General features: G+C 69.8%; 24 protein-coding genes. 12 read left to right on the top strand and 12 right to left on the bottom strand.

Annotated features, from left to right (window positions below):
* Window positions 1-77 precede the first annotated feature (77 nt).
* The 5 genes from QRN16_RS09935 to QRN16_RS09915 are packed head-to-tail and all read left to right on the top strand — an operon-like array spanning window position 78 to window position 3,641.
* Complete coding sequence (locus tag QRN16_RS09935) at window positions 78-530, top strand: hypothetical protein (RefSeq protein ID WP_285186258.1); 453 nt, start codon at window positions 78-80, stop codon at window positions 528-530.
* Window positions 531-573: 43 nt separating this feature from the next.
* Window positions 574-915: a rhodanese-like domain-containing protein gene (locus tag QRN16_RS09930; protein WP_204869490.1), complete on the top strand. Its 342-nt coding sequence runs from the start codon at window positions 574-576 to the stop codon at window positions 913-915.
* A gap of 4 nt (window positions 916-919) precedes the next feature.
* Window positions 920-1,939, top strand: a complete 1,020-nt coding sequence (locus QRN16_RS09925; protein ID WP_285186254.1) for a DUF4328 domain-containing protein — start codon at window positions 920-922, stop codon at window positions 1,937-1,939.
* Window positions 1,936-2,718, top strand: coding sequence for a glycerophosphodiester phosphodiesterase family protein (locus QRN16_RS09920; protein WP_056440745.1), 783 nt, complete (start codon window positions 1,936-1,938; stop codon window positions 2,716-2,718). Before QRN16_RS09925 ends, QRN16_RS09920 begins: the two co-directional genes overlap by 4 nt.
* 11 nt (window positions 2,719-2,729) lie before the next feature.
* The gene (locus QRN16_RS09915; protein ID WP_285186248.1) at window positions 2,730-3,641 is read left to right on the top strand and encodes a DUF5926 family protein; all 912 of its coding nucleotides are present in this window, start codon (window positions 2,730-2,732) and stop codon (window positions 3,639-3,641) included.
* A 3-nt stretch (window positions 3,642-3,644) separates the two neighbouring features.
* Here the strand turns inward: QRN16_RS09915 and QRN16_RS09910 are convergent, their stop codons facing one another.
* From QRN16_RS09910 to QRN16_RS09895, 4 genes are read right to left on the bottom strand one after another with little or no spacing between them, the layout of a single operon-like run.
* Window positions 3,645-4,238, bottom strand: coding sequence for a ferritin (locus QRN16_RS09910; protein ID WP_081821499.1), 594 nt, complete (start codon window positions 4,236-4,238; stop codon window positions 3,645-3,647).
* A gap of 42 nt (window positions 4,239-4,280) precedes the next feature.
* On the bottom strand, window positions 4,281-5,567 hold the full coding sequence (locus QRN16_RS09905) for an LCP family protein (protein ID WP_285186243.1): 1,287 nt from the start codon (window positions 5,565-5,567) through the stop codon (window positions 4,281-4,283).
* Window positions 5,568-5,592: 25 nt separating this feature from the next.
* A complete protein-coding gene (locus QRN16_RS09900) occupies window positions 5,593-6,375 on the bottom strand; it encodes a CPBP family intramembrane glutamic endopeptidase (RefSeq protein ID WP_051613717.1) in 783 nt (260 codons plus the stop codon).
* Between the two features lie 30 nt (window positions 6,376-6,405).
* Window positions 6,406-7,182: a DUF2470 domain-containing protein gene (locus QRN16_RS09895; protein WP_285186238.1), complete on the bottom strand. Its 777-nt coding sequence runs from the start codon at window positions 7,180-7,182 to the stop codon at window positions 6,406-6,408.
* 88 nt (window positions 7,183-7,270) lie between these two features.
* Here QRN16_RS09895 and QRN16_RS09890 point away from each other — a divergent pair, with 88 nt between their 5' ends.
* From QRN16_RS09890 to QRN16_RS09880, 3 genes are read left to right on the top strand one after another with little or no spacing between them, the layout of a single operon-like run.
* Complete coding sequence (locus QRN16_RS09890) at window positions 7,271-7,966, top strand: hypothetical protein (protein WP_285186236.1); 696 nt, start codon at window positions 7,271-7,273, stop codon at window positions 7,964-7,966.
* 1 nt (window position 7,967) lies between these two features.
* Window positions 7,968-8,885 carry a prephenate dehydratase gene (gene pheA, locus QRN16_RS09885; protein WP_268788538.1) on the top strand — a complete coding sequence of 306 codons (918 nt, stop codon included), beginning with the start codon at window positions 7,968-7,970 and terminating at the stop codon, window positions 8,883-8,885.
* Complete coding sequence (locus tag QRN16_RS09880) at window positions 8,882-9,544, top strand: histidine phosphatase family protein (RefSeq protein WP_285186229.1); 663 nt, start codon at window positions 8,882-8,884, stop codon at window positions 9,542-9,544. Before pheA ends, QRN16_RS09880 begins: the two co-directional genes overlap by 4 nt.
* On the opposite strand, the gene QRN16_RS09875 is transcribed toward QRN16_RS09880, so the two are convergent.
* From QRN16_RS09875 to QRN16_RS09855, 5 genes are all read right to left on the bottom strand, one after another.
* Window positions 9,487-10,317: an ESX secretion-associated protein EspG gene (locus QRN16_RS09875; protein ID WP_285186228.1), complete on the bottom strand. Its 831-nt coding sequence runs from the start codon at window positions 10,315-10,317 to the stop codon at window positions 9,487-9,489. The two genes, QRN16_RS09880 and QRN16_RS09875, sit on opposite strands and share 58 nt — an antisense overlap.
* Window positions 10,314-11,495: a PPE domain-containing protein gene (locus QRN16_RS09870; protein ID WP_285186226.1), complete on the bottom strand. Its 1,182-nt coding sequence runs from the start codon at window positions 11,493-11,495 to the stop codon at window positions 10,314-10,316. Before QRN16_RS09870 ends, QRN16_RS09875 begins: the two co-directional genes overlap by 4 nt.
* Window positions 11,492-11,803, bottom strand: coding sequence for a PE domain-containing protein (locus QRN16_RS09865; RefSeq protein WP_027507316.1), 312 nt, complete (start codon window positions 11,801-11,803; stop codon window positions 11,492-11,494). The genes QRN16_RS09870 and QRN16_RS09865 overlap by 4 nt, the downstream gene beginning before the upstream one ends.
* 84 nt (window positions 11,804-11,887) lie before the next feature.
* Window positions 11,888-12,220 (bottom strand): metallopeptidase family protein, encoded by a 333-nt coding sequence (locus tag QRN16_RS09860; protein ID WP_081821502.1) that lies wholly within the window; start codon window positions 12,218-12,220, stop codon window positions 11,888-11,890.
* Window positions 12,221-12,233: 13 nt separating this feature from the next.
* Entirely contained in the window at window positions 12,234-13,454 is a 1,221-nt protein-coding gene (locus tag QRN16_RS09855; RefSeq protein WP_081821501.1) for a septum formation family protein, read from the bottom strand.
* Window positions 13,455-13,489: 35 nt separating this feature from the next.
* Between QRN16_RS09855 and QRN16_RS09850 the strand changes: the two genes are divergently transcribed.
* Both QRN16_RS09850 and serS read left to right on the top strand, forming a co-directional pair.
* A complete protein-coding gene (locus QRN16_RS09850; protein ID WP_027507313.1) occupies window positions 13,490-13,900 on the top strand; it encodes an ankyrin repeat domain-containing protein in 411 nt (136 codons plus the stop codon).
* A gap of 28 nt (window positions 13,901-13,928) precedes the next feature.
* A complete protein-coding gene (gene serS / locus QRN16_RS09845) occupies window positions 13,929-15,191 on the top strand; it encodes a serine--tRNA ligase (protein WP_222632571.1) in 1,263 nt (420 codons plus the stop codon).
* A 115-nt stretch (window positions 15,192-15,306) separates the two neighbouring features.
* Here serS and QRN16_RS09840 read toward each other — a convergent pair whose 3' ends face one another.
* Window positions 15,307-15,702, bottom strand: coding sequence for a hypothetical protein (locus QRN16_RS09840; RefSeq protein ID WP_285186213.1), 396 nt, complete (start codon window positions 15,700-15,702; stop codon window positions 15,307-15,309).
* 63 nt (window positions 15,703-15,765) lie between these two features.
* Window positions 15,766-16,329 carry a TetR/AcrR family transcriptional regulator gene (locus QRN16_RS09835; RefSeq protein ID WP_285186211.1) on the bottom strand — a complete coding sequence of 188 codons (564 nt, stop codon included), beginning with the start codon at window positions 16,327-16,329 and terminating at the stop codon, window positions 15,766-15,768.
* A 67-nt stretch (window positions 16,330-16,396) separates the two neighbouring features.
* Here QRN16_RS09835 and QRN16_RS09830 point away from each other — a divergent pair, with 67 nt between their 5' ends.
* Both QRN16_RS09830 and QRN16_RS09825 read left to right on the top strand, forming a co-directional pair.
* Entirely contained in the window at window positions 16,397-17,410 is a 1,014-nt protein-coding gene (locus QRN16_RS09830) for an NADP-dependent oxidoreductase (protein WP_285186209.1), read from the top strand.
* 22 nt (window positions 17,411-17,432) lie between these two features.
* Complete coding sequence (locus tag QRN16_RS09825) at window positions 17,433-18,191, top strand: lysophospholipid acyltransferase family protein (protein WP_285186207.1); 759 nt, start codon at window positions 17,433-17,435, stop codon at window positions 18,189-18,191.
* Here QRN16_RS09825 and QRN16_RS09820 read toward each other — a convergent pair whose 3' ends face one another.
* Window positions 18,192-18,620: a VOC family protein gene (locus tag QRN16_RS09820; RefSeq protein ID WP_027507307.1), complete on the bottom strand. Its 429-nt coding sequence runs from the start codon at window positions 18,618-18,620 to the stop codon at window positions 18,192-18,194.
* Window positions 18,621-18,830 lie beyond the last annotated feature (210 nt).

Raw genomic sequence — 18,830 nt, 5'->3', positions numbered from 1 at the left:
TGGATGATGGGGATGGTGATTGTCGATCAGCAACCTCCGTAGGAAGTCGAAGATGCCGATCGACAATACTGCTCCCCATGGACTTCACCGCCGAGGCCGAACTGTCCGCCGCGCTCGACGACCTGCACGCAGCGGAGATCGACTCCCTGGCCTCGGCGGTCGCGCCGTTTCGCGGACGCCTCACCCGGAGCCATCTCGGCCGCGCGCGCCTGGTGGTCACACTCTCGGCAGACGGCCTGCCGCAGGCCGTCACCCTCGCCTCGGCTCTGCTGCGAGATCTCGCCGGTGGTCGCGACCTCGTGTCGCTGTCCGTCCGCTCGGCACGAGACCACGAGTCGGTGTCCGGACTGCCGCCCACCGACGGGTGGTCGTCGGTGTCCGAGGTGGCGGCGGAGCGGGCGATCTCCCGACAGGCCGTGCTCGCGCAGATCGCGGCGGGCACCCTGCCCGCGGCGAAGGTGGGGACCACGTGGGTGGTGGCCCGCGGCGCACGACGGTTCGAGAGCGGGCGGTTCGAGAGCGGCTGGTGATCGACGGTGGCACCGGGGCGAGGGGCGTGACAGGATCGAGTGCGTGAGCTTCGGATCCGTACCGTCCGTGTCCGTCTCCGACGTCCCGGAGCCCGGTCCCAGCGCCGCCCTGCTCGACGTCCGTGAGGACGACGAGTGGACCGCCGGGCACGCTCCCGGCGCGCTGCACGTCCCGATGGGCGACGTCCCGTCGCGGATGGCCGACATCAGCGTGGACGGCACCCTCTACGTGGTGTGCCGCCAGGGTGGGCGTTCGGCCCGCGTCGTCGAGTACCTGCAGCACGCGGGAGTCGACGCGGTGAACGTGGACGGCGGCATGGTGGCGTGGCAGCAGGCCGGCCTCCCGGTCGTCGACGACGCCGGTCGCCCGGCCACCGTGTACTGACGCCGTGACCGCTCCTCGGCCGGTGGCCTGGTTCCAGATCTGTGCGCGCTGCACACGGCGCATCGACGTGGGGCCGTCGCCGCGGCAGTGGTGTCCCGTCTGCCACGGGGTCCTGCTCTCCCCGGTGCCGGTCGGGCAGTCGACTGCCCCGGTCGGGCAGTGGCCCATGGCCGTCCGTCGTAACTTCCGCTGGGTGGCCTCCGCGCCCGGATCCGCGCCGCGGCGCCGTGCCCGCCGGGTGCCGACCCCCACCCCCCGTTACGACGTCATGCCCACCTGGGGTCTGCCGATCGCGCCGCGCCCGCACCCGAGTGCGCCGGAGAGCGCCACGGACCGGCTGGCCCGGCGCTCGACCTCCCTGCTCACGGCGACCGTCGCCCTGTTCGTCGCGGCGGCCGTCGCCGAGCTGGCCCGGTACGTCGTGCTGCTCGTCAGTCGCGACCGACTGATGCCCGCCGCGGTCCTCGCACTGTCGGACGCCGCCGTGTGGTGCCTGTCGTTCCTGTCCCTCGGAGTCGGTCTGGTCGCCGCGGTGGCGACGGTCGCCCGCGTGGTCCGGTTGCGCCGGAGCGCCTACGCCCGTCACGGACTCACCGATCCGCGGCGCACGCGGACCCTGTACCTCGGATCGCTGCTGCCGATCGTCACCCTGCTGTTGCCCGGGGTCTTCCTCACGGAGCTGGTCTGCACGAGCGAGCACCGGCTCCGACTCGAGCGTCTGGTGCCGTGGTGGTGGGCGGCCTGGGTCGGCAACTGGCTGCTGATCGCGGCAACTGTCGCGTGGCGCACCGTCGACGGCATCCAGGCGCAGGCGAACGGTGTGGTCCTCACCGCGATCACCGACCTGGTCGCCGCGGGGGTGGCCGCCCTCACGCTCACCGTGATCCGCCGAGCCGACGGCCGCACCGTGCGCGGCGACACCCGCACCCTCACGCGATGGACGGTCCTGCCGACCACCCCCGTGTCCGACACGACCCCGGCCCCGGAGGACACCGCACCCGACCAGCTCGCCGACGTCCGATGATCTACTCCGCACACGAGGCCACACCCCTCGTCGTCGCGCATCGTGGCTCGTCGGGAACGCGGCCGGAACACACACTGGTGGCGTACGAACAGGCACTGCGCGAGGGGGCCGACGGCGTCGAGTGCGACGTGCGGCTCACGCGCGACGGCCGGGTGGTGTGCGTCCACGACCGACGGATCGACCGGACGTCGTCGGGAACCGGGATCGTCAGTGCCCTCACCTACGAGGCACTGTCCGGCCACGACTACGGGACAGCCGACGATCCGGCGAACGTGCTGCTGCTGAGCGACCTCATCGACATGGTCTTGGCGTGGAAGGCGAAGCCCGCCAAGATCTTCATCGAGACCAAGCACCCGGTGCGCTACGGAGGCCTGATCGAGAACGCCGTGCTGGCGGAACTGCACCGCTTCGGCATCGGCCGACCCGGGTCGGCGTCCCTGTCCCGCGCCGTCGTGATGTCGTTCGCGCCCTCGGCGGTGTGGCGGGTGCGGCGATCGGCTCCGATGCTGCCGACCGTGCTGCTCGGCACCGCGTCGCGCTACATCGGCGGCGGCGCCGCGACCACGGTGGGCGCCACGGCGGTCGGGCCCTCGATCAAGACGTTGCGTGATCATCCGAACCTGGTCGATCACGCCGCGGCGGCCGGTCGAGCGACGTACTGCTGGACCGTGAACACCGAGGAGGACGTGCATCTGTGCCACGACCTCGGGGTGCGCTGGCTCGCCACCGATCATCCGGGTCGGGCGCTCGCGTGGTTGGACGACAGCATCACCCGGTAGGTTCGACGCTCGTGGGTAAGAAGAGCAAGAGAAACAGCGGACCGAAGCCCGACAGTCGACGCGCGGAGCTGCTGGAGCAGCGCAGAGCCGAGCGTGAGGCGCTGTCGTCCGCGCCGGTGCGGCCGTTCGAGGGCCTCGCCTTCGAGTGCGACATCGTGGCGATGCGCGAGTTCGTCGCCTCCGCGTCGGCATCCCTCCCGGTGACGGGAAGCGACCGTCCCTTCACCCTCGCGACCGTGCTCCCCGGTGCCGTCGCCGCACTCGTGCGTGACGACGAGCAGAAGAACGCGTTCGTCGCGATGCAGGTCCAGACCTTCTCGGAGGATCTGTCGGCCGACCTCGCCGCCTCCGTCGTGTGGGCCTCCTCGGCGACGCCCGGAACCTCGACGGCGGCGTCGAACCCGTCCGCCGAGACGCCCGCACTCAAGGAACTCGTGGACGCGACGTCGCCCCTGGACATCACCGTCCACAAGGACTTCTCGTGGTGGATCCCGGAGGGCGCGGGAGCGGACCCGGAGGTCGACGCCACCATCGAGCGCGCCAACGGTGCGATCCTCCCGTCCGCCCGCATCACGGCCGACGGTGTGTCCGCGGCCTGGTGGGTCGACGCCGGCGACAAGGCGCACATCCGCTGGGTCCGCCCCGAGGACGAGGATCAGTTGATGATCGCGCTGGCTCGCCTGCAGTCGGTGGGTGAACTGCATGTGGGGGAGGGATCGCGCTTCGCCGGCTCGTTCCGTACCCACGGCCTGCTCGTGCCCGTCTTCGACCTCGATCCCGAGGTTCATCCCGACGAATGGGCAACGGGCACAGCGGCTCTCGGCCGCAGGCTCGACGAGACCCTGGCCGACACCAGCGAGCTCACCTCCGAGCAGCGGCGCGCCCGTGACGGCCTGCGCAGCCGCCAGGTCACCCTGCGCTGACGATCAGGCGAGTCCCCCGGCGGCCCTCGGCGCGTTGCCGCCGCCGCGGGACTCGCTCGTCATCTCGCGGGCGATGAAGTCCTCGATGTGGAAGAGGTTCTCGCCGGCACGGTCGACGATGGTGAGCAGCGTCGTCATCGACGCCACCTCTTCGATCTGCTCGGCGAGGAACCACTGCATGAACTGCTCGCCCAGGTAGTCGCCGGTGTCGCGGGCGGTGCGTGCCAGCGTCGTGATCTGCTCGGTGACCTTCTTCTCCTGCCGCAGCGCCAGCTCGACCGGCTCGCGCACCGACCCGAACGCGTTCACGACGTCGTCGACCCCGGGCACCCGGACCTCGAGGTCGTTGTCCAGCAGGTACTGGATCATCATCATGGCGTGGCCGCGTTCCTCGTCGGCCTGGGCGTAGAACCGTGCGGCGAGCTGCGGCAGATCCGCCCCGTCGAAGTGGACCGCGATCGCGATGTACTGCTGCGAGGCGGTGAACTCGTGTCGCACCTGCTCACGGAGGAGAAGGTGGAACGCGCTGGACTCCCTGTCGTGGAACACCCCGGAATCCCGGGCGTCGGAGGCAGCGGACACGTCGTCGAGGCTCATGACGACACACGGTACTGGGTCGAGCGTGTCCGTCGGGACGCGTCATCCGCCCCCGACGAGGTCAGGGGGCAGCTGCTGATCGGTGGCAAGGAGCTCGAAGAACCGGGACGCCCGCTCGCGGTCGGACAGCAGGACGTTGCCCGAGCCGTCGACGTCCTCGAACCCGGAGACGGGAATGGTGGTGGTGACCATCTCCCCGCGCAGCGCCCAGCCGAGGGAGGCCAGGTTCCAGATGTGGTCGCCGTCGTCGACCTGCAGCGACTTCACGACCCCCCGTACCAGCGGCACCGCTCGGAACGGGTTCAGGAAGGTGGTCGGGCTGGTCGCCTTCGAGAGCAACGACGACAGGAAAAGTCGTTGGTTGTTCATCCGATCGATGTCGGCGAGTGCCGTCGCGCGGCTGCGGACGAAGCCGAGCGCCTGCGGACCCGAGAGCTCCTGGCAGCCCGCACGCAGATCGATTCCTGCCAGGGGGTCGACGATGTCGTAGGGCACGCAGATGTCCACCCCGCCGATCGCGTCGACCATGTCGGCGAACCCGCCGAAGCCCACCTCGGCGTAGTGGTCGATGCGCAGGCCCGTCACACCCTCCACGGTCTGCACCAGCAGCGGCGCGCCGCCGAGGGAGAACGAGGCGTTGAGCTTGTCGGTGCCGTTGCCGGGAATCGGCACGTACCAGTCGCGCGGGAGGCTGACCATCGTGGTCGGGCCGCTCGCCGGCACGTGAATCAGCAGGATCGTGTCGGTCCGGCCCGCACCGATGTCCCCACCGGTCGCGAGTTCGGCCTCCTGCTCGGGAGTGAGTCCGGTACGACTGTCCGATCCGACGAGCAGCCAGTTGGTCCCCGGGGTGTCTCCCGGGCGACCCTCGTAGTTCCCGAGCGCGTCGACTCGGGACAGCGACGTGTCCGCCCAGACGGCGCCCCCGACGACGAGCAGGAGCAACACCACCAGGGCGATGCCTATGCGGCGACCCCACCGTGGCCGCCTGCGTCGACGCGTCGGCTCGGGCGGCACCTGGCGCGGCGGAACCGGGGCGGGAGCAGGGGCGCGGCCTCGATCGGCCGGCCCACGCCCGTCGTCGTACGGTCGCCGGTCGTCCCGGTACCGATCGTCACGCCGTGGCGCGTCCCGCGCCGGGGGAACCGCCGACCACGCCCGCGGATCCTGCCGGGGTGGTGGCTGCTGAGGACCCCGCTGCACACGGGTCTGGTCGGCCCACCCCGGAGGGCTGCCCGCCCGTCGCCGCACCACCGGCGGTTCCTCCGAACCCGGACGGCGAGGGGGTGGCGGTCGCCGCCGCGGGTCGTACGGAGGTTGCTGGCTCATCCGGCGACTCTAACCGGCCGACCTGTCAGCCCGGCAGCCACGAAACGTGATCCCGCAGGGCGGCGAACCCCACGAACGCCACGATGTCGATGAGGGCGTGGGCGATCACGAGGGGCCACAGTCGACCGGTGCGCTGGAAGTACCGGCCGAAGATCAGACCCATGACGAGGTTGCCGACGCCGGCCCCGAAGCCCTGGTAGAGGTGGTAGCTCCCGCGCAACACGGCCGACGCGAGCAGCGATCGGTTGTCGGTCCACCCGAGGGCGCGCAGCCGCGAGATCAGCCACGCCACCACCAGGACCTCCTCGGCGACCGAGTTGGCCACCGCGGAGAGCGTCAGCGTGATCGGGCGCCACCACACGTCGTTCAAGGTGCTCGGCAGCACCGTGACGTTGAGATCCAGTGCGACGGCGACGAGGTAGAACAGCAGGCCCGGGATGCCGATGATCGCGGCGAGCCCCACGCCGTGCAGCACGTGCGGGCGCAGGCGGGGACGTGCGAAGCCGATGGCGCGTGGCCCGATTCCGCTGCGCCACAACAGGTACAGACCGAGTGCCCCCCATGCGCAGAGCCGGACGACGCCGATCAGTTGACGGAGGAAGTCGATCGGTCCGAGAGTCGACTGCGGCACGTTGATCGCCACGGTCTGGTCCGACAGGGCGCCCTGCTCGAGCGCGCTCTCGACGAGAGAGAGAATGCTCGACAGTCCGCTGAGCCCGAACGTGAACAGCAGGACGACGACGATCTCGATCCGGATCGACCGTGGCGACTCGGTGGTGGGTGTCTTCTCCGGATGCACCCGGTCGATTGTGCCCGTGACCCGTCTCGAGGGTCGTGGTCAGTGGTGGTCGCGCGCCCGCAGGCCGTTCATGAACGGGCATCCGGCGAGCACGCGCAGCGCGCGACCGAGCTCGGTCACGTCGGACACGGGGTTCGCGAACGGCACCCGCACATCGTGGTCCTGGCCCTGCCCCTCCACCCGGATCCCGACGCCGTAGCGGTCGATGCTCAGCGGCCGGGCGCGACCGATGCGCAACGACGGTGGGAGTCGCCGCGCGATCTGCTCGACCATGTCCGAGTGCTCGCTGTCGAGGTGCTGCAGCCAGCCTCCCTCGACCTCCCAGAACGGATCGGGATCGGCGTTCATGAGGTCGCGCACCGGCACCGGCTCCGCCCCCGTTGCATCGGCCACGACGACGGACTCGAGCAGCAGACGCAGCAGGATGCCGCTGTGTCCGATGTCGAGCAGTCCGGCGTGCGGGTACTGGGAGGCGACCGCCGCGGCGACCGCGCGCTCGGCGGTGTCCGGGACGCGGCGCAGCTCACCGCTGAGCCAGACCAGCGAGCGCACGGGTTCGCGCAGGTCCAGGGGAGTGTGGTCGGTCAGTTCGAGCACGGCGGGGATCCCCGCGGAGCCGGCCTGGAAGGACACGGCCCCCACGGTGCTGTCCGCGGGCACCACCATGACGATCTCGCCTGGCGAGCGCAGGAAGTGCATGGTCGTGGCGACGGGTGCGCTGCCCTCCACCGCCAGGACGGTGTGCTCGGCACGCAGACACACGCTGCGCACCCGCTCGGCGGTGGACGGCGCGGTGGTGGTGACGACACCGTTCATGACGGCCCCCTCGGGTGGAAGTAATTAGGTAAGGGTTAGCTAACCAGCCCTCGCGCCGGTGCGCAAGACGTCGAACTAGACTCGGAGCGTGCCCACGATGCTGACCCTGGGCGTGCGCCCCCGCCGAGATCCCGAGGCCCTGTTCGCCGACCTGCTCGTCGCGACCGTCGACGACGTGGCGACGGCGGAGGCCCTCGAACCGCACCCACTCGTCGGAACGGCCTGTGTCCCACTGAGTGCGGTGGACGACTCGGCCGCCCTCGAACGGTTCCTCGTACGACTGGACGTGGCTCCGCCCGACGAGCCGCCCTCGGTGCGCGCCTACGTGGTCGAGGCGACCGCCGAGCAGCTGGGCGACGCGGTGGCGATCACGCCGGGCTCGTCCGTCGTCGTGCTCTGTCCGGACGGCGACGTCGTGGAGACGACGGCGCTCGTCGATCGGGCCGGTCGGCATCCCGGCCTGGACGCGGGGTGGTCCGAGGATCGGGTCGCCGACTTCCTCGCGGTCGTCGCGCACGCGGAACACGGGTTCTTCGCCGTCGCGACCGACACGTCCTCGGTGCTCGCCGTGCTCGCCGGAACGGTGGCCGCACTGCGCGGCGACGACGTCCGCAGGGCGCTCCGCTCCCCGGATCTGGCCACGCTGGTGGCCCTCCATCCCGACGCCGCGGCCGCGACCCGAGAGGTCCTTCTCGGTGTCCTGGTGCCGAACGCCGGGAACATCGCACACGAACTTCGCCGTCGGATCGACGAGATCACCGGCGACGCGGCGGGGGACGCGTAGCGTGACCGGGGTGCGCATCGCCTACTTCGGACCCTCGGGAACGTTCACCGAGATGGCCCTGGGGAAGCTCGAGGCGGACGGGGCGTTCGGCGCTCCCGTCGAGCGCGTGAGTGCGTCGAGCCCGCCCGCCACCCTCGAACTGGTGCGCTCCGGTGCGGCCGACGGCGCGGTGGTGCCCATCGAGAACTCGGTGCAGGGCTCGGTCCCGCCCACCCTCGACGCGCTCGCGATCGGGGACCGGCTGCAGATCCTCGCGGAGACCGAACTCGACGTGGCCTTCACCATCGTCGCTCGTCCGGGCACCGCCATGGCGGACGTCCGCACGATCCGGGCCTACCCCCACGCCGCCGCCCAGGTCCAGCAGTGGATCGCCGCCACCATGCCCGATGCTCAGGTGGAGTTCGCGTCGTCCAATGCCGGTGCGGCCGAGGACGTCGCGGCCGGACTCGCCGACGCCGCGGTGTCCACCGGTCTGGCGGGCCGACGGCACGGACTCGACGTACTGGCCGACGGCGTGGCCGACGTGGAGAACGCACGGACCCGCTTCGTGTACGTCACGCGCCCGTGCCCGCCGCCCGCGCCCACGGGTGCGGATCGCACTGCCGTGGTGCTCACTCCCGCCAACCGGCCCGGCACATTGGTGTCCGCGCTGGCCGAGTTCAGCACGCGCGACATCGATCTGACGTTCATCGAGTCTCGCCCTCTCCGTACCCATCTGGGCACCTATCGCTTCTACATCGACTGCGTCGGCCACATCGACGACGTCGCGGTGGCGGACGCCCTGCGGGTCCTGCACTCGCGAACCGACGTGCGGTTCCTCGGCTCCTGGCCCAGCGCGCACGTCGCCGCCGGCGGTCCTCGCCCCACCGACGACCGCGGCCGGGACTGGTTGGACGCGTTGCGACGGGGAGATCGGTGAGCGGCCGACTCGTCCTGGTGCGGCACGGTCAGACCCACTCGAACGTCGCTCGTCGTCTCGACACCCTGCCGCCCGGCGCGGAGCTGACCGAGCTCGGACACCGACAGGCGCAGGAGTACGCCCGGACGGTCACGCAGACGCCGGCCGCCGTGGTGTCATCCATCGCCGTCCGCGCACGTCAGACCGCGCAGTACCTGGCCGACGCGACCGGCACGCCGCTGACGGTGCGCGACGGTCTGCAGGAGACGTTCGTCGGCGACCTCGAGGACCGCAGCGCCGAGGAGGACCACGCCCGCTTCACCTCGGTGTATCGCGCCTGGCTGGACGGTGACCTCGATGCCCGCCTGCCCGGGGGCGAGTCCGGCGCCGAGGTGCTCGCCCGCTACGTGCCTGTACTGGACGAGCTCCGCGCCACCCACCTCGGCGACGATTCCGCCACCGTCCACGTGGTGAGTCACGGTGCTGCGATTCGGCTCGTCGCCGCGGTGCTGTCCGGGATCGATCGCGACTTCGCCGCCGACAACCATCTCGACAACACGGGGACCGTCGAACTGGTTCCCGCCGAGGGTGTCTCGGCCTGGGACTGCGTGCGCTGGGGCGACTACACGCCCCCGTTCGAGACGAAGGGCAGCCGCACTCCCGACGATCCGATGGGCTGAGCGGACACACGGACCAGGTGGTCGTCGAGTATCGAGCGCCGTTCCAGCGAGGTGATCAGCGAGCGGAGTGCTCCGACGGTGCGTACCGGTGTCGCGGATCGCACGGATGTGCTCGATCGTCCGGCCGGATCCTGGACCGTGGTCGCGACGACACGGCCGGAGTCGCTGTCGTACACCGCGATCGACGGGTCGACCGTGGTGGTGACACCGTGATCGTGTCGGAGTCCGACGATCTCGGTGTGGCGGGTGCAGTGCGGGACGACGTCCTCGATACCGGCCGTGAGGACGTCGGTGTACTCGGTCAGCGGATCGATCGGCGCTCCTGCGGCGTCGCCGAGCCAGGCCGCGATCAGGGCGGCCACGTCGGTGTCGACCCGCGTGATCGTCACCGATCCCTCGCTCGCGGTCATCCACACCGGATCGTCGATGTCGTTGCCGCACAGACACCCACGCCCGTTCTCGATTCCGGTGGAGTGGCCGACGATGCGGACGTCGACACTCCAGCGAGGCGCCGCCGCCGCGCGGAGCATCGCGGCCAGGGCACGGTGCGGGCGGCCGTCGGCCGCGACCAGGAGTCGATCGGCGAGGCGTCGGGCGGCACTCGCGAGCACGGTCGCGCGATCGGAGACGGTCGCGCCGGCCGGGTGCCATCCGAGAACGGCAGGGAGAGAACGTCCTCCGATCGCCCCCAGTAGGTACGTCAGTTCGTCCGTGTCGAGCGTGAGCGAACCCTCGAGCGGGACGTCCCCGCCCAGCACCGGCGCCGCGCTCATCGCCGCGCCCCGATGACGGCGGGCACGACCGGAACTCCCGCCTCCTCCTCGACGACGGCAGGTGTCCTGCGGGCGTGCACGACATCGTCGGAGCCGAGCCTGCTGTGGCCCATGGGAAGTCCCGCGCCGAACGGCGACCGGGCGTGCGCGGCGCCGGACACGGACGCGTCCTGTCCCGCTGACACCGCCGTGTCCGATCCGACGCCCGCACCGAGGAACGGTGACGGCGTCCGTGCGAACGAGCCACCGGCGGCGTGCACGGAGCCACCCTGTCCGCTGCCACCTCGCCCGCCGCCGCCACCCCACCCGGTGGCGACCATCGGAACCTGCTGCGGCACAGCGTGGGTGATCGTCGGTGCCGCACCGGCCTGCGGTGCCGACGACAGAACGGAGGACAGCGTCGACCCGGCCTGCGCGGGCATCTGCTGGATCAGCGACGCCGCCCTCGTGACGGCGGCATCGTGTCCGATGCTGTCCGTGGTGAGGGGCGACCGGTGACCCTGGTGCGCCGCCCCGTCCGAGAATCCATGCTTCTGCCGGTCGGATCCGCTGTCGTCCGACGGCGGTGTCCCGGCCTCGCCCGGCACCGGCCCGTGACCGGGGACAGCAGAGATGACCGTGGAGGTGACCGCGGTGACCGCCGTGGTGATCTGCGGGGGCATCTGCAGACCGTCGACGAGCGCGAGCGGCGCCGTCGCCGCTTCGTACGCCCCCATGACCAGGGCGGCGCGGAGATCGAGCGCGGCGTCGGCGGCATCGGCAGCCTGCGCCGCGCCGGTGAGGGCGCCGCCGGTGGCGTACGCGGTGGTGCGTCCGGCCTTCACCGCGGCGATCTCCGGCAGTGTCGGCATGACGGCGAGCGCGGTCACCACCGTCGCGGACTGGGCGGCGGCCCGAGCGGACACGGCCGCGGCGTGCTGCGCCGCTCCCGTGCCCCACGTCGCGAACGCCGTCATCCCCGCTCCGGCGGCGTCGGCGGCATCCCCGTCCCACGTGGCTGCCAGTGCGGACGCGACACCGCTGACCGTCGCGGTGGCCGCGGCGAGTGCCGTGGCCACCGCGGCCCACGCCGTGCCGGCGGCGGCCAGCGGAGCGGGGCCGGCACCCGCGAGCAGTGCGGCCGAGTTCACCGCCGCGGTACGCGGGAGCCAGAACACCCCGGTGGGCCCGGCCGTCACGCGGTGCCCGCGGTCAGGGCCGTGGAGAACGACGCGTCGACCTCGCGGTAGGCCGCCGCCTGGACTCGCAGGGCAGCCGCCGTCTCGCGGAGCTCGGTCACCGCCGCGGACGTCGAGGTGTCGAGAGACTGCGCGGTCGACCAGAAGTAGCGTGCAGCCAGCGCGGACACCTCGTCGCTGCCCGCGGGAGGAGGACGGAGCGCGACGGACGCGGAGGCGAGAGACGATGCCAGGCGCATCGCCGCGGCATCGAGTTCCGACGCGGCCGCGAGCAGCGCCTCGGGATCGACGAGTACGTGGCCGGGCATGGGGTCTCCGTTCGAGCGTCCGGTCGGATCTCGAGACTTGGACGCGCGACGGCGGGAATCGGTTCCGCGGGTGGAGAACGGAGCTCAGCCGAAGCCGAGTTCGTGCAGGCGATCGTCGTCGATGCCGAAGTGGTGCCCGATCTCGTGGGCGACGGTCACCGCGATCTCGCGTCGCGCGTCGTCCTCGTCACGGGCGATGTCGAGGATCGGCAGTCGGTAGATCGTGATGACGTCCGGCAGGTGCCCGCTGTACTCGAACCGTTCGGTCAGAGCGACGCCCTCGTACAGACCCAGGAGATCCTCGGTCGGGTGCTCGTCCTCGACCAGCACGACGACGTTGTTCATGTATGCGGCCAGCTCGTCCGGGAGAGTGTCCAGCGCATCGCCGACCGCGTTCTCGAACTCCGCTTCGGACATGCTGACCGACACGTCACGCACCGGGCAGGGGAGACGCTCCGGGGAGCGGGATCGGCAGGCTGCGGCCGTCCGGAACGGGAGGCGGCGGAACCGGCGCGGCGCCGTCGATGGTGATGTCGCCCTTCGCCGAGCCGACGATGGACGCGAACCCGCCCGACTCGACCTCCTTGCCGATGGAGCAGCTCACCTTCTTGCTGCCCGCCAACCAGCTCGAGGCGTCGACGTTGTCCCAGAACAGCGTCAACGTCTTCTCCCGGAGAACGTCCGGACCGCCCAGGTAGGCGTCCGACGCCTGGGTGCACGTGGGTTCGAGATAGCGGTCCTGGTCCTCGACGGACGGTAGTCCGCCGGGAAACTGCGCGGCGAGATCCACCACCGACACCACCTCGAAGGCGTGCGGAGCGGTGCAGTCGATCGGGTCTGTCGGCACGCCCGACTCGACGCCGACGCAACTACCGGTCTCCCAGACCATCGACTGGTCCTGGTCGGCGACGCTGCCGGTCATCACCTGCAGCGCGCTGGTCGCGCCGGTCTGTTGGATGCCGCACCGGATCGCGCGCTCGCCCGCGGCCCACCCGGCCTGGCTGGGGAACATGAGGCCGACCGAGTACTTGCCCGTGGGGTCGAAGCGGCCCCCGGTGTAGTCCTGCACCGCGGTCTCACAGTGTTCGTCGCGCAGGGAGGCGAAGCGGGCCGCGTCGGGATACGGCGATCCCGTCGCGAACTCGGCGACCGGGTACACCCCGAGGTCCACCGTCTCGGCGACCTCGAAGCGGTGCGGCTCCGCGCAACTCACCTCGGCGAGGTCCTGGCGGTCGGTGTCGGGGTCGTCGGTGGGGGTCCACTGCAGGCAGTCGCCCGCGTCGGACGAGCCGAAGGACGTCGTCGACGCGGTTCCGACGGTTCCTGCCGTGGACGGTGTGGCGAGCTTCTCGCTCCGGTCGAACCCACCGGACACACCGATGGTGACGGCGGCGGCTCCGATGGCGCCGATCGCGACCAGGGCGAGCAGCCGACGGGCGTTCGAGGCCTGGACGGTGCGGGGACCACTCTTCTCGTCCGTCGCGGTGTCGGTCTCGTCGGCCGTCGATGCCTCGGGTACCACCGCGTCGGGCGCGGACGTGTCGGATGTGGACGCGTCGGGTGTCGCGATCTCGGACGTCGGGGCGTCGTCGACCACCGGGCCGTCCTCGCCGGACGGGCTCGGGGTGGGATCTTCGGGCTTCGGAGACATCGGCTCCATCATGCCTGCCGGTAGGTTCGGACGGTATGAGTGGTGCTGATACCGAGGACACCGGGCTCGAGGCCGGGATCGAGGACCTCGCGACGCGCGTGTTCGACATGGCACGCAGCGGCGACACCGCCGCACTCACCGCGTACGTCGACGCGGGCGTGCCCGTGGATCTGACGAACGGATCCGGGGACACCCTGGTGATGCTGGCGGCCTATCACGGTCACGCCGAGAGCGTCGTGGCCCTCGCGCACCGCGGAGCCGACGTGAACCGCGCGAACGACAAGGGTCAGACCCCGCTCGCCGGTGCCGTGTTCAAGGGGGAGGACGAGGTCGTCCGGGCACTGGTCGACGCCGGAGCCGACGCCGATGCGGGGCATCCGACCGCGGTCGACGCCGCGCGCATGTTCGGCCGAGAGGACTACCTGGACGTCCTCGGACGAGGGTGACCACATCGCCCCAGTAGGCTGACGTCCCGTGATCGACCTCAGAGTTGTCCGCGAGGACCCCGACGCCGTCCGTCAGTCGCAGCGCACCCGTGGTGAGGATCCGTCCCTGGTGGACGCGTTGCTCGAGGCGGACACCGCGCGCCGGGCCGCCGTGTCGGCTGCCGACAACCTCCGTGCCGAGCACAAGGCGTTCGGTAAGAAGATCGGTAAGGCCACTCCCGACGAGCGCCCGGAACTTCTCGCGACGGCGTCCGCGCTCGCCGCACGGGTGAAGGAGGCGGAGGCCGAGCAGAATGCCGCCGACGCGGCTCTCGACACCGCACACCGTGCGATCTCCAACATCGTGCAGGAGGGCGCGCCGGCCGGCGGCGAGGACGACTTCGTCACCCTCGAGACGATCGGTGAGATCCCGACCATCGAGAATCCGAAGGACCACCTCGAGCTCGGCGAGGCTCTCGGGATCATCGACATGGAGCGCGGCGCCAAGGTGTCGGGCGCTCGGTTCTACTTTCTGACCGGCTACGGCGCACTGCTGCAGCTCGGTCTGCTGCAGCTCGCCGCCCAGAAGGCAGTGTCGAACGGGTTCACGATGGTCATCCCACCGGTGCTCGTGCGGCCGGAGATCATGGCCGGGACCGGCTTCCTGGGCGCGCACTCGTCGGAGATCTACCACTTGGGCGACGACGACCTCTACCTCGTCGGCACGTCGGAGGTGCCCCTCGCCGGCTACCACTCGGGCGAGATCCTCGATCTGAACGGCGGCCCGAAGCGCTATGCGGGATGGTCGTCGTGCTTCCGCCGCGAGGCCGGCAGCTACGGCAAGGACACCCGCGGCATCATCCGTGTCCACCAGTTCGACAAGGTGGAGATGTTCGTCTACACCCGTCCCGAGGACGCGGACGCGGAACACCAGCGGCTCCTCGGCTGGGAGAAGGAGATGCTCGCCGCGGTCGAGTTGCCGTACCGCGTCATCGACACCGCCGGCGGCGACCTGGGATCGTCGGCTGCGCGCAAGTTCGACTGCGAGGCATGGCTTCCCACGCAGAACACCTACCGTGAACTCACGTCCACCTCGAACTGCACCACGTTCCAGGCGCGTCGACTCGGTGTCCGGTACCGGGACGAGAACGGCAAGCCGCAGACGGCCGCGACGCTCAACGGGACTCTGGCGACGACTCGGTGGATCTCCGCGATCCTCGAGAACCACCAGCAGCCCGACGGCAGCGTCAAGATCCCGGCTGCGCTCGTCCCGTTCGTCGGCACCGACGTCCTGCGTCCGCCGACCTCATAGCCATATTGCACGTGAACGCACCCGATCGTGACTGGATCTGCCGTGTCGCAGGTTTCCGATCGATCGGGTGCGCTCACGTGCATCTGTGAGGCCGAGAATCAGCAGTGCGGGTTCGCTACTCGTCCCGTGTCGGCGGTTCGGTGACCAGGACGTCGTCCGCCGGCAGCGGGACGGCGAGTTCCACCATCCGCTCCGGATACGACGGGTAGGCGGGACGGATCCACACCTTGGTGTCGTCCAACTGCGTCATGACCATCCGACGCCACTGCCATTCCGGTGTCGCACGCCGGAGATCCAGCTCGCTGACCAGCGGTAACGGCGCACGCGCCCAGTAGGGAACGGACAGCGAACTCAGCCCGCGCGTTTCGAGAACGTCGATCGCCGCCTCGAGCTGCACATCTTGGGCGATCACGTGGCCGACAGGGTTGACGGCGTCCACGAGTTCGCCGTCGTCGCGAGCCATGTCGGAGACGGTCCACCCCACGAGCTCACCGTCCGATGCTCTGGTCACGGGGAGTCGGCTACGCCACCGGTCGATATCCACTTACTCGACGGTACCGATGTCCGCGTCGGCTCACGATTCCCAGGACCGCGCCAACTTCCGTGCCGAGGCGATGATCGCGCGTGCCTCGTTCCGGTCGACGCGTGCCTGCAGAAGTGCGCCCGAGCTCATCGTCACCAGGATGCGAGCCCGATTCTCGGAATCGTCGTCACCCCGGTTCACCAGGGCGTCCGTGACGGCATCGGTCAGTCGCCGACGGTAGGCGTCGACGACGGCAGCGAGGGTGTCGTCGTGCGCGGCGGATCCCGCAGCAGTGTTGACCAGAAGGCAGCCGCGACGTGGTGCGTCGGCATCGAGGGCGTCGAGTTCGACGTCCATCGACGCGAAGTAGGCGTCCAGACCGTCGTCGGTACGCAACAAGGCGAGCCGCGGTGCCACCACCGTGTCGAGATAGTCCTGCACCGCTGCGTCGAACAGGCCGCGCTTGCTGGTGAACGCGTGATAGATGCTCGATCGGGACAGCCCTGTCGCCGCCTCGAGTTCGGGCAGAGACGCGCCTTCGAAGCCTCTGTTCCAGAACACGTCTCGCGCAGCAGTGACAACTTGCGCGGCATCGAACGTCGCTCTCCTACCCATCTGTCACCCTTCGTCGGTGAGGCGTACGGTATTTACTGTACCGAACGATCCACAAAAGGAGTATTTCGTGAAGAGCACCCAGATCCAGCTCGTGTCCCGCCCCACCGGGTGGCCCACCGCAGACAACTTCTCCACTGTCACCGTCGACCTTCCCGACCTCGAACCGGGGCAGGTGCGCGTCGCGAACGACTTCATGTCGGTGGATCCGTACATGCGCGGTCGCATGAACGACGTCAAGTCGTACGTGCCGCCCTTCGCTCTCCACGAGACGATGACCGGTGGCGCCGTCGGCCGAGTTCTCGAGAGCCGTTCGGACGACGTCGCTGTGGGGAGTGTCGTGGTGCATCAGCTGGGATGGCGTGACATCGCGCAGGGAGAGGCCTCGGCTTTCCGTACGGTCCGTGAGATCGACGGCGTTCCGATCTCGGCCTACCTGGGAATTCTCGGTATGACGGCCCTGACCGCGTACGTCGGCTTGCAGGACATCGCCCAGATGAAGCAGGGCGACACGGTGTTCGTGTCGGGCGCTGCCGGAGCAGTAGGAAGCGCGGTGGGTCAGATCGCCCGCATTCTCGGCGCCGGACGGGTCATCGGCTCTGCGGGCTCGGCGGAGAAGGTCGACCTTCTGACCGGCAAGTACGGCTTCGACGCGGCGTTCGACTACAAGCAGGCTCCGGTTCGCGACCAGCTGCGCACAGCGGCTCCGGACGGCATCGACGTGTACTTCGACAACGTGGGTGGCGACCACCTCGAGGCCGCACTGGACTCGTTCAAGGACGGCGGACGCGCTGCACTGTGCGGTGCGATCTCTGCCTACAACACGGTAGGGACGACTCCCGGTCCGGACAACATGTCGAACATCGTGACCCGAGGCCTCACGCTGCGCGGCTTCACGGTGGGCAACTTCTTCGACCGGTTCCCCGCGTTCGCCGTGGACATGACCGCATGGCTCACCGACGGCAGGATCAGCTACGACGAGACGGTCGTCGACGGGATCGACCGTTCGGTCGACGCCTTCCTCGGCATGCTCCGAGGAGAGAACACCGGAAAGATGGTCGTACGGATCTCCGCTGCGCGGTAGCGCTACCGCTACGCTGCTGTTTGTGGAACCTGTCTATCGCACCATCATCGGCATCGCCCGCACGGTCTTCGCTGCTCAGGGCCTGAAGTTCGCCGTGACCGGCGCGGAGAACATTCCCGCGCAGGGCGGTGCGGTGATAGCGGTGAACCACACCGGATATCTGGACTTCACCTACGCCGGCCTTCCCGCGCGTAAGCACAAGCGGTACATCCGGTTCATGGCGAAGAAAGAGGTCTTCGACAACTCGAAGTCGGGCCCGATCATGCGGGCGCTCAAGCACATTCCCGTGGATCGCGGCGCCGGCGCCGAGTCGTACAGGTCGGCAGTGGACGCACTCGCGCGCGGTGAACTGGTCGGCGTGTATCCCGAGGCGACCATCAGTCGTAGCTTCGAGATCAAGGACTTCAAGTCCGGGGCAGCCCGGATGGCGATCGAAGCCGGGGTTCCGATCATCCCCATGGTCATCTGGGGTGCTCAGCGTGTGTGGACCAAGGGGTTCCCGAAGCGTCTCGGCCGCACGAACACCCCGATCACCATCAGGGTGGGTGAGCCGATCGCAGCGAATACCTCCGCCGACGAGCTGACCACACACCTGCGCACGACGATGCAGTCGATGCTTGCCGAGATCCAGAAGAACTACGAGCACCCCGCCGGTGAGTACTGGGTACCTGCCCGTCTCGGGGGGACGGCCCCGACCCTCGAGGAAGCCGACAAGTTGGATGCCGTCGACCTCGAGGCCCGGATGGCAGCGAGAGACGAGCGAAAGCGCGCCTCGGACTGACTAGCTGTTGGGACCGGCGATCTCCAGGGCGATGTTGTCGGGATCCCGGAACTCGAGGATCGCCATGCCGGCGTCACCGAGATCCTTCACCGGCTCGTGCTCGATGCCCAGGGTGTCCAGCAGTGCGGCGGCGTCGTGCAGATCCTGCAACGACGCGACACTGAAGCTGAGATGGTCCAGGCCGGCGCGGTCCTCGGCGAACGTGTCGTCACCCGGAGCCACGGGGCGCAGACCGAGCAGCCCGCCGCCGAACTTGTAGATGACTCCGCCGAAGAGGAACCCCAGCGCTTCCTTCGTCGCCTCGTCCGGGTTCGGCGGGAGCTCGAAGGCCACCTCGAAACCGAAGACGTCGTCGTAGAACTTCCGCGAGGTCGCGATGTCACTGACAGTGAGTCGCACATGGTTGTAGTCGACTGCTGCGATGGGCACGAGCTACTCCGTTCCGGTACGCCTGCCGACACGACCATCGGGCCGGCTCGGGCGCACTCTGGAGGTATTCGTGGCCGTGCATGGAAGCGATGTGCCGGCCTTTCGCACTGTTCGACACGCCGTGACCAGGCGATTTGCATCTCGCGAATCACTCACGTAACTTTCTTCGAGTCAGAGCGACACGGACACCGACCGAAGGCCTTCAGGGGC

The sequence above is a fragment of the Rhodococcus sp. MEB041 genome (genome assembly GCF_030208955.1).
In the GTDB taxonomy this organism is placed as follows: Bacteria; Actinomycetota; Actinomycetes; order Mycobacteriales; family Mycobacteriaceae; genus Rhodococcoides.
The sequence above is the reverse complement of the archived record's forward strand: the minus strand, read 5'-3'. Positions and strand labels throughout refer to the sequence as shown.

What these genes read in the sequence shown, in the direction of transcription:
- QRN16_RS09895 (WP_285186238.1), bottom strand. Translation starts at nt 7,182, where the DNA reads ATGAACGGTGTCGTCACCACCACCGCGCCGTCCACCGCCGAGCGGGTG.
- QRN16_RS09875 (WP_285186228.1), bottom strand. Translation starts at nt 10,317, where the DNA reads ATGAGCGCGGCGCCGGTGCTGGGCGGGGACGTCCCGCTCGAGGGTTCG.
- QRN16_RS09865 (WP_027507316.1), bottom strand. Translation starts at nt 11,803, where the DNA reads ATGCCCGGCCACGTACTCGTCGATCCCGAGGCGCTGCTCGCGGCCGCG.
- QRN16_RS09935 (WP_285186258.1), top strand. Translation starts at nt 78, where the DNA reads ATGGACTTCACCGCCGAGGCCGAACTGTCCGCCGCGCTCGACGACCTG.
- QRN16_RS09855 (WP_081821501.1), bottom strand. Translation starts at nt 13,454, where the DNA reads ATGTCTCCGAAGCCCGAAGATCCCACCCCGAGCCCGTCCGGCGAGGAC.
- QRN16_RS09850 (WP_027507313.1), top strand. Translation starts at nt 13,490, where the DNA reads ATGAGTGGTGCTGATACCGAGGACACCGGGCTCGAGGCCGGGATCGAG.
- QRN16_RS09860 (WP_081821502.1), bottom strand. Translation starts at nt 12,220, where the DNA reads ATGTCCGAAGCGGAGTTCGAGAACGCGGTCGGCGATGCGCTGGACACT.
- QRN16_RS09905 (WP_285186243.1), bottom strand. Translation starts at nt 5,567, where the DNA reads ATGAGCCAGCAACCTCCGTACGACCCGCGGCGGCGACCGCCACCCCCT.
- QRN16_RS09920 (WP_056440745.1), top strand. Translation starts at nt 1,936, where the DNA reads ATGATCTACTCCGCACACGAGGCCACACCCCTCGTCGTCGCGCATCGT.
- QRN16_RS09835 (WP_285186211.1), bottom strand. Translation starts at nt 16,329, where the DNA reads ATGGGTAGGAGAGCGACGTTCGATGCCGCGCAAGTTGTCACTGCTGCG.
- QRN16_RS09910 (WP_081821499.1), bottom strand. Translation starts at nt 4,238, where the DNA reads ATGAGCCTCGACGACGTGTCCGCTGCCTCCGACGCCCGGGATTCCGGG.